The 8713-nt window shown below is 68.5% G+C and carries 9 protein-coding genes; 5 read left to right on the top strand and 4 right to left on the bottom strand.

Annotated elements, in window-relative coordinates; translation table 11 throughout:
• Positions 1–71: 71 nt before the first annotated feature.
• Positions 72–899 (top strand): metallophosphoesterase, encoded by an 828-nt coding sequence (locus DB354_RS01495; RefSeq protein ID WP_158277312.1) that lies wholly within the window; start codon positions 72–74, stop codon positions 897–899.
• A gap of 63 nt (positions 900–962) precedes the next feature.
• Positions 963–1253 carry a hypothetical protein gene (locus DB354_RS01490; RefSeq protein WP_107833662.1) on the top strand — a complete coding sequence of 97 codons (291 nt, stop codon included), beginning with the start codon at positions 963–965 and terminating at the stop codon, positions 1251–1253.
• Positions 1254–1482: 229 nt separating this feature from the next.
• On the opposite strand, the gene DB354_RS01485 is transcribed toward DB354_RS01490, so the two are convergent.
• Entirely contained in the window at positions 1483–2001 is a 519-nt protein-coding gene (locus DB354_RS01485) for an NUDIX domain-containing protein (RefSeq protein WP_107833661.1), read from the bottom strand.
• A 457-nt stretch (positions 2002–2458) separates the two neighbouring features.
• Here DB354_RS01485 and DB354_RS01480 point away from each other — a divergent pair, with 457 nt between their 5' ends.
• Entirely contained in the window at positions 2459–2941 is a 483-nt protein-coding gene (locus tag DB354_RS01480; protein WP_107833660.1) for a hypothetical protein, read from the top strand.
• A gap of 83 nt (positions 2942–3024) precedes the next feature.
• Here the strand turns inward: DB354_RS01480 and DB354_RS01475 are convergent, their stop codons facing one another.
• Positions 3025–3234, bottom strand: coding sequence for a hypothetical protein (locus DB354_RS01475; protein ID WP_107833659.1), 210 nt, complete (start codon positions 3232–3234; stop codon positions 3025–3027).
• Between the two features lie 374 nt (positions 3235–3608).
• Between DB354_RS01475 and DB354_RS01470 the strand changes: the two genes are divergently transcribed.
• Positions 3609–5186 (top strand): hypothetical protein, encoded by a 1578-nt coding sequence (locus DB354_RS01470; protein ID WP_146180061.1) that lies wholly within the window; start codon positions 3609–3611, stop codon positions 5184–5186.
• A gap of 53 nt (positions 5187–5239) precedes the next feature.
• The gene (locus DB354_RS01465; protein ID WP_107833657.1) at positions 5240–6496 is read left to right on the top strand and encodes a glycoside hydrolase family 28 protein; all 1257 of its coding nucleotides are present in this window, start codon (positions 5240–5242) and stop codon (positions 6494–6496) included.
• A 57-nt stretch (positions 6497–6553) separates the two neighbouring features.
• On the opposite strand, the gene DB354_RS01460 is transcribed toward DB354_RS01465, so the two are convergent.
• Positions 6554–6973 carry a DoxX family protein gene (locus tag DB354_RS01460; protein ID WP_107833656.1) on the bottom strand — a complete coding sequence of 140 codons (420 nt, stop codon included), beginning with the start codon at positions 6971–6973 and terminating at the stop codon, positions 6554–6556.
• 324 nt (positions 6974–7297) lie between these two features.
• Positions 7298–8635: a beta-ketoacyl-ACP synthase II gene (fabF, locus tag DB354_RS01455; protein WP_107833655.1), complete on the bottom strand. Its 1338-nt coding sequence runs from the start codon at positions 8633–8635 to the stop codon at positions 7298–7300.
• Positions 8636–8713 lie beyond the last annotated feature (78 nt).

Genomic DNA, 8713 nt, shown 5'->3' with positions numbered 1-8713 from the left:
CCCCCGCCTCCGTCCGCCCCCCGCCCCGCCTTCAACGTTGCCGTACCGCCCGCTTCCGCTTGTTTGCGCCCGTGGCCGGCCAAATCACCCGCATCTTCTCCGACATCCATTTCGGCGACCGAGCCAGCCGCGTCAGCCACCTGCGCCAACTCCAGCCCCTCCTCGCCGACATCGATCACCTGGTCCTCAACGGCGATACGCTCGACACCCGCACCGGTCCGTTTCCCGACCACACCGCCGCCTGCCGCGCCGAGGTCGACGCCTTCGCCCGCACCGCCGCCGCTCCCATCACTTTCCTCACCGGCAACCACGATCCCGATCTTTCCCCGCATCACAGCCTCGAACTCGCCGACGGCCAGGTCTTCGTCGTCCATGGCGACGTCCTCTTCGACGACATCGTTCCCTGGGGCCGCGACGCCCGCCTGATCCGCCAGCGGATCGCCGACACGCTCGGCGCCGGCTCCGCGCCCGCCCGCCTTGCCCTCGAGGAGCGCCTCCGCATCTGGCGAGTCGTCGCCGCCTCCATCCCCCAGCGCCACCAGTCTGAACGCGATTGGCTCAAGTACGCCGTCCGGTTCGCGGTCGACACCGTCTGGCCGCCCCTGCGCTTCTTCCGCATCCTCGAAGCCTGGCGTCAGGAACCCGTCCTCGCCGCCACGCTGCTCCGCCAGCAACGGCCCCGCGCCCGCTTCCTCCTGCTCGGCCACACCCACCGGCCCGCCATTCGCCAACTCCCCGGCGGGCTCGTCATCATCAACACCGGCTCCTTCACCGCGCCGTTCGGCGGCTACGCCGTCGACCTCGCGCCCGGCACCCTGCGCGTCCGCCGCGTCATCCCGCGCGGCACCGCCTTCCACCCCGGCCCGACCCTCGCCGAGTTTCCGCTCGCCAACGGCTGAGCGCCTCCGCTTGTTCACCCACCGCACCGACACTTCAATCGCCCAACCCGCGCCCCCCGACCCATGAGCATCGAATTTGGCTGGTGGAACAAGGATGAGACCGGCAAGTACCAGGTCTTCGTCTCCGTCCACGGCGGCAACATCGAGTGGAAGCGCAAACAGGGCCACCACGCGTCCTGGGAGGCCCATCCGCCCAGCGATGACGACCGCGCCCGCCTTGTCTCGGAGGCCGAGCGTCGCGTCCCGCGCCGCCTCATCACCCAGAAGCAGTTCGACGAGATCAAGCGCCTCAGCTCCGAACAGGAACCCGGCCGCATCGCCGGCCGGCGCCACCGCAGTTCACCCGAGCTCTAGCCTGACTCGGCCGCACCCGCCCGGCCCCCCCCCGTGGCCGCCGTACTTGCCGCGCCCGTGCAGCTGCATCCGCGGCGCCGCCCCCGGCCGGCGGCCACGTCTTTCGCCTGCGGCCTGACCCACGTCCGCGCCCTCCTGGGCGCGTCGGTCACCAGCCGAGATAACACGCCAAATTTGGCGTGTTATCTCAGTTAATGCGCCAGATCTGGCGCGTTATCTCGCCGCACGTTCAGCCGGCCAATTCGCCGGCCACCCGCGCCCAGATCAGCCGGAATGACGTGCAGTAGTCATCCGGCCGCGCGTTGACCCGCGCCGTCACCTCCGCCGGCGTCACCCACTCGCCGTACTGGATCTCCGCCGGGTCCACCGTGATCGGCCCATCATGGCGCAACCGGTAAACCCAGACGAACTCCCACCCGGTCTCCGCACACGCTTCGAGCCGGAACCACCGCTCAGGCGCCACGCCGCCACGCACTCCTATCTCCTCACCCAGCTCGCGCACCGCGGCGGCATCATACGCTTCACCCGCGTCGAGATGCCCCGAGCACGACGAGTCCCAGAGCCCCGGCGACATATCCTTGGCCATCGAGCGCTTCTGGAGAAAGAGCCGCCCCGCGGCATCGAAAACCAGGACGTGCACCGCCCGGTGCCACAACCCGGTCGCATGCACCTCACGTCGCGTCGCCCGCCGGACGACCTCGTCGCGCTCGTTCACCACATCAAACCACTCTTCTCGAATTTCGCTCACACCCGAAGGAGAGCAGTTCGCGCGCCCGCGCGCCAGCGCGCCGACGCGCGCGCAGGCGCTAATGGAGAATGGCGAATGAAGAATGGCCGAAGGAGACTCAGGGCAGGAGAACAACAATTATATCGCCCTACGTAAAAGTAACTTACGCGATAATGTCCAGATACTCGCCCATTCTGTCCGGATAGTATCCAGATCCTTTCGTCGGTGCCGAATGCTCGCGCATAGGCACAAGGATCCGAAGTCCGGAACCTGAGGTTGATAGCCTCTCCACTCCCCGGTTCGGCGGGCTCCGCCCCCCTTCAGCCTTCCGCCTTCGTTCCTTCAGCCTTTCCCCGCAGCGGGCCGCCATTCTGCATTCTTCATTCTTCCTTCTCCATTAGGCGGCGCCCGCGGACTCGCGGGCGCCGCCGTTGAGTGCTTGCCCGATAACTTCCGGTGTGTTTCGTGGGCGGCTCCAATGCCGAAGATCGACGTCAACAAAGTCGCGGAGATCCTGAAGAAGAACGCCATCGACCCCGCCCTCCTGCGCCGGGTGATCGAGGAGATGAATCTGGCCGTCCAGCCGGAGGGAGGTGACGAAGAGAAGCCACCCGCAACGAAGAAGCAGTACGTCATCATGCTGAGCGATCCGGACAACAAGATGCCCAAGCACGACTTCGTGGGTTGGGTGCTCCAGATCCCGGAGGACGAGAGCGTTGCCACCACGCCGGATCGCATTTTCCGCGGCTGCTACGATTTCAACGCCAGCAAGAAGGGCCGCCTCCTGCCGGTGAAAACCGTCGGTGAAGCCCTCGAAAACGTCCCCGCCAAGTACTTCAAGGAAGCCGACGTCTGGGTGAAAACCAAGACGCCCGTCCTGATCCTCAAGACCGACAACGAGGTCCCGAAGGCCGAAGGCGAAAACGCCAAGAAGCAGAAGGACGACGCCGAAGACGAGTAAGCGTCTCGTGTCCGCATTCACGCCGCCGCGCCTTTCCGGCCGTGGCGGCTTTTTTGCGCCCACCCAACCGCGGCACGTGTCCGCTACGCTCCCGCGGTTGGCATCGAACCGCCCAGCGAGTCCCGTAGTTGCTGGCCGACGCGCAGGATCACCTGGCAGACGTTTTCGCGGACCACGTGGTCGCTGGGCGAGACCGGGCACCCCCGCCGCTCACCTTCCAGCCACGTCTCGTCCTGGATGATCTTTTGGATCACCGGGAGTTCACGCAGCAGCACGGGATCACGAGGGCTCATGGGGCGGGGTTGGTGGTATGGATGCGCCTGTGGTTGCAGCGTTCCCCGGCCCGGCCGCAGTTCCTCACCCAATCATCGGGGAGGCTGCCACCCCATAGCTCGGCGCACGCCACCTCCGAGCTCCGTCGAGCCGGCGTCGGCAGTACGCGTTGGGAACCACTCCGCATGATGCCGTGCTATCGGCACCGCACGCCATCGACCTGATGCCCCCACTTGACTCCCTGTTCGCGGCACTGGACCAGCAACAGCTTGCGCCCAAATTTTCACGTCTTCACTCAGTGCCCCCTGCTGTCACGTATCCGCCGCACATGCGTCCAGCCCTCGCGCCCGCCTTCGTCGCTCCCCACCCCGCAGCCTCACGGCCCTTTCCCCCCATGCCCTGCCCCCTTCGCTCCGGAGTCGCCTTGCTCGTTTCCGTCCTGACCGCGATGGCCGCCTCCTCCGCCGCTCCACCTGGCCCGATGCCCACAGCCACGTCCGCCGCCGCCAACGAACCGATTCCCGACCCGCGCGAGATTCTCGTCCCGCCCATCGCCACCGCCTTTCCCCAACTCCCCGGACCCGAGGCCCTGCCCGTCCAGCACGCGTTGCCCGACATCTTCCGCCCCGCCGATGGCCACCGCGTCACCACGCCGGACCAGTGGCGCCAACGCCGCGCTGAACTGCGGCGCATCCTCGAACACTACGCCGTGGGTCACGCCCCGCCGGCCCCCGGCAACGTCCGCGGTCGCGAGTTGAAGTCCCAACTCCTGGTCGGCGGCAACGTTCGCTACCGGCTCATCCACCTCTCCTTCGGCCCCAACGAGTCGCTCGGCTTCGACCTCGGCGTCTTCACGCCCACCCGCGGCACCGGGCCGTTTCCCGCCGTGATGGTCCCCGCTGGCACGCCCCCCGGCGCCACGCCGCTGCCACGTCTTCCCAACGGCCCCACCCAGGGCAAGGGCACCAACGTGCTTCTCGTCGTCGGTCGCGGCGCACCGGCCGACGCCAGCACCGCCCGCCTGCCACCGTCCGGCTTGGAGCCGAAATCCGCCGCGCCGAAACCCGCTTCCACGGCCACCCCCGGCGCGATCCCGAGCGATGCCCCTGCCACAGTCTCCGCCGTCTCGGCCGCGCCGGCCCGCCGCTTTCCCGGCGCCCCCGCCGACGCCGAACAGATCGCCGCCGACTCCCTCGCCCTCGCCCGCGGCTACGCGTACGTGATGTTCAACTACAACGATCTCGGCGAGGACACCACGCTCCGCGCGCCTGACGGCAGCTGGTCCTTCCGCACCACGCGTTTCTTCCCGGCCTATCCGGGGCACGACTGGGGCCTGCTCGGCGCCTGGGCCTGGGGCGTCTCGCGCATCGTCGACTATCTCCAGACCGATCCCGCCATCGACGCGTCGCGGCTGATCGTCACCGGCGCCTCCCGCACCGGCAAATCCGCTCTCGTCGCCGCCGCGTTCGACGAGCGCATCGCGCTCGGCGCGCCGGTCGTCACCGGTGGCGGTGGCATTGGCGTGTATCGCCTCTGCGGCGACGGCCGCAGCGAGACGCTCGATATCATGGAGAAGAAGTACCCCAACTGGTTCTCGCCCCACCTGCACGCCTTCCGCGGCCAGGTCGACCGGCTCCCATTTGACCAGCACTGGTTCCTCGCGCTCTGCGCCCCGCGGCCGTTCATCGCCCTCGAGGGCACGACCGACGTCATCTCCTCGCCCGCCGCCGTCCGGGCCTCCGTCGACGCCGCCCGTCCCGCGTACGCCTTGTCCGGCGCCAGTGACAAACTCGCCGTCCACTACTCCGACCACGGCCACACGTTCAACGCCGACGACTGGAACGCCCTCCTCGATTTCGCCGACCAGCACCTCCCCACGCGCGCCGCGCCCCCGCCGGTGGGTGTGCCCTCGACGTCGATTGCCCCCGCGGCCGCACCGGTCACACCGTCCGCCGCGCGACCGGGTCGTTGACGCCCCCGCCGCCCGTCCGCTTCGCTCCTCCTCCCGTCCCCCAACGATTCGTCATGCTACCGCTCCGCCTGCTCGCCGTCTGCACGTTCGCTCTGTTCGCCTCCGCCGCGGCGCCCGCGGCCGCCGCCAACGCCCGCCCGACCTTCAACGTCCGCGCGTTCGGCGCCACCGGTGACGGCACCACCAAGGACACCGCGGGGTTTCAGAAGGCGCTCGACACCTGCGCCGTCTCCGGCGGCGGCGAGGTCGTCGTGCCCGCCGGCACCTACCTCATCGGCAGCATCCAGCTCGGCCAGCGCACCATCCTGCGCCTCGAGGCGGGCAGCGTCCTCAACGGCTCCGGCGATGCCGACGACTACCCGATGGTCGATGTGCGCTGGGAGGGCCGCTGGCAGCCCGGCCGGCGCGCCCTCATCTACGCCGACAACGTCGATCACATCGGCATCGTCGGCCCCGGCCAGATCAACGGTCACCCCGAGGTTGCCAAGCCCCAGAATCCGCGCGGCGTGGTCGTCCTTGAACCCATCAACTGCCACGACGTCCGCTGGGAGGGCTTCACCGTCACCCAGGGCGGCAATTGGGCCACGCATCCGACCTACTGCACCAAGGTCGTTATCCGCAACGTCACCATCACCGGCCGCCGTGACGGCATCGACGTCGACTCCTGCAAGGACGTCCTGATCGAGGGCTGCCGGATCGATACCGGCGACGACGCCATCAGCCTGAAATCCGGCCGCGGACTCAACGGCGCCCGCATTGGCAAACCCACCGAGAACGTCGTCATCCGCGACTGCCAGCTCCGCTGCACGCGCTTCGCCTGCATCGGCATCGGCAGCGAGACCTCCGCGGGCATTCGCAACGTGCGCATCGAACGCTGCACGTTCGATTCCCACACCCACGCCATCTACATCAAGACCCGGACCGGCCGCGCCGGCGTCACCGAGAACATCGTCGGCGACGACCTCGAGGTCACCGCCGGCAGCTTCCTGCGCATCAACCTCACGCGCGGCGGAAACACCAACACCGCCGACGACCCCGTCGACGGCCCCCTCGGCGTACCCGAGGCCAGGAACCTCCGCTTCAGCCGCGTGCGCATGCACGGCAAGGCCCTCGTGCAGGCCACCGAGACCCTCGCCAACAAGCCGATCCTCGGCCTTTCCCTCACCAGCGTCACCGGCACCTGCGAGTCCGGCATCGTGCTCGCGAACGTCCGCGACGTGGAGCTCCGCGACCTCCGCGTCACCGGCTTCACCGGGCCGCTGATCAAGGCCGAGAACGTGACCGGCAAGGGCCTGCCGGCACACGACTAGGCGCCGGGGCGGCCTGACGGATCGCTCCGCCAGGCACCCACCGCAGGCGTCACGCGTTCACTTCACGCCCATCGCAGCGTCGATCGAGTACTTGCCCGGCCCGCCGACGAAGATCGGCAGGAACACGCCCAGGTAGAGGAACGCCATCTCGCCGCTGGCCGGGCCGGTCAACTGGTGCCCATGCACCAGCCAGAACGCCACGCCCATCGTGATCATGACGCCCAGCGCCGCGAAGCGCGTGAACAGGCCCAGGACGACCAGTCCCGCACACACGAACTCGGCAAAGGTCGCCATCCCGAGGCTCAGCGACGCGCTGCCCAGGTGCAGCGGATCCGGAAACTTCGCCGCCATCGCGCTGAAGCCGCTGACCTTGCCCCAGCCGTGGAGCAGCATCAGCGAGAGCCCGAACCAGGCCCGCAGAACCAGCAACGCGAGATCCGCACTGCGCGGAATGAAACTGAAGTGTAGGAATTTCATGGGAGGAAACAGGCGCCGAACCCTGTCCAACTCCGCGACAAAGAAAAGCCCCCGGCCCAGAATTTCCGCGGCGAGACCGCGTCATCTCCATCCTGAGCCGTCCCTCGCCGACGAGCGCTCGCGTTGGAGAATCGTCACCGCAGGGGCGCCATCCATGCGCCGTCCGACCACCGCCAAAGTGTCACGTATTACGTGACACTCGGCGGGAGCTTCCCTCGGGAGCCGACGGGAAGTGTCACGTGTTACGTGACACTCGCCGCGGTCTGCGCCGGAGGCGCGGATTGGATATTTGTCACCGGGTGACCGCCCGCCGGCTGGCGGCACTCAGGCCGTCGCGTTCACCGCCGCGACCACGAGCGAGGCGTTGGTGCCGCCGAAGCCGAAGCTGTTCGCCATCGCGGCGCGGACCGGCTTCTGCACCGCCGTGTTGGGCGTGAAGTTCAGGCCGAGCGCGGCGCACGCCGGATCGATGTTCTCGAGATTGATCGTCGGCGGGATGACGCCCTCGCGGATCGCCATGACCGCGGCGAACAGGCCCATCGCGCCGGCACCGCCCAGCAGGTGGCCGGTCATCGATTTCACGCCGCTTACGTGCAGGTTGGCCTTGTTCTCCGCGAAAACCGTCGCGATCGCCGCTGCCTCCTCGCCGTCGCCCGTGGGCGTCGAGGTCGCGTGCGCCGACACATAGTCGATGTCGGTCGGCTTCAGGCCGGCACGATCAAGCGCCGCGCGCATCGCCCGGGCCGAGCCTTCGCCGCCCGGCGCCAGCGATGAAAGGTGGTACGCATCGGCCGACGCGCCGTAGCCGCGCATCTCGGCGTAGATCGTGGCGCCGCGGCGTTTGGCATGCTCGTACTCCTCGAGCACGAAAACCACCGCGCCTTCCGACAGCACAAAGCCGTCACGATCGGCATCGTACGGACGCGAGGCCTTCTCCGGCGCGTCGTTCCGCGTGGAGAGCGCGCGCATCTGGGCAAACGCCCCGATCCCGAGCGGCGTGATCGCCGACTCCGCGCCGCCGGCAATCATCACGTCCGCGTCGCCGCGCCGGATGGCCGCCGCGGCCTCGCCCATTGCGTGACCGCTCGTCGCGCACGCCGAGGCGACGCTCATGTTCATCCCGCGGAAATCCAGCAGCAGGCTCACCTGGCCGGCCAGGAGGTTGGGCGCGATCTGGATGATGAAGAAGGGCGAAATCTTGCGGAAACCGCCGGTTTTCCAGGTGTCGTGCATCGCCTCGATCTCCGGCAACCCGCCCACGCCCACACCCAGGTTCACCCCCAAACGCTCCGACGCCATCGACGCGCGGTGCGCGTCCAGGCCGGAATCGGCGTAGGCCTCAACCGCGGCGGCCGCGCCCAGATGCGTAAACCGGCCGAACTTCTTCACGTCTTTCGGATTCAGCACCTGCGTCAGCGCCTCGCCGCCCGGACCACGCGGATGCAGCGGCTGGGCCAGCGGCTTTGTGACGTCGAAATTTCGCACCTCGCCCGCCAGCTGCGCGCTGCACTTGGACGCGTCGAACCGCGTGATCGGGCCAATGCCACTCCGGCCCGCCTTCAGCGCTGCCCAGGTTTCCGCAGCCGTGTTGCCGCAGGGCGTGACGGCGCCCAGGCCAGTGATGACCACGCGGCGCGTGGAGGAGTCAGGGATGTTCGACATATGGGATGAAACGAAAGGAGGCCTATTCGACAGGCCCCGCCAGTCGCCGCGCAAGGCCGATGTTTGGCCGCCGATGAG

Origin of the sequence: Opitutus sp. ER46 (genome assembly GCF_003054705.1) — a bacterium.
Taxonomy (GTDB): Bacteria; Verrucomicrobiota; Verrucomicrobiia; order Opitutales; family Opitutaceae; genus ER46.
This window is presented reverse-complemented; position numbering and strand designations above follow the sequence as displayed.

Excerpts from the sequence above, each read along its gene's own strand:
- DB354_RS01490 (WP_107833662.1), top strand. The coding sequence starts at position 963 with ATGAGCATCGAATTTGGCTGGTGGAACAAGGATGAGACCGGCAAGTAC.
- DB354_RS01480 (WP_107833660.1), top strand. The coding sequence starts at position 2,459 with ATGCCGAAGATCGACGTCAACAAAGTCGCGGAGATCCTGAAGAAGAAC.
- DB354_RS01475 (WP_107833659.1), bottom strand. The coding sequence starts at position 3,234 with ATGAGCCCTCGTGATCCCGTGCTGCTGCGTGAACTCCCGGTGATCCAA.
- DB354_RS01470 (WP_146180061.1), top strand. The coding sequence starts at position 3,609 with ATGCCCTGCCCCCTTCGCTCCGGAGTCGCCTTGCTCGTTTCCGTCCTG.
- DB354_RS01465 (WP_107833657.1), top strand. The coding sequence starts at position 5,240 with ATGCTACCGCTCCGCCTGCTCGCCGTCTGCACGTTCGCTCTGTTCGCC.
- DB354_RS01460 (WP_107833656.1), bottom strand. The coding sequence starts at position 6,973 with ATGAAATTCCTACACTTCAGTTTCATTCCGCGCAGTGCGGATCTCGCG.
- fabF (WP_107833655.1), bottom strand. The coding sequence starts at position 8,635 with ATGTCGAACATCCCTGACTCCTCCACGCGCCGCGTGGTCATCACTGGC.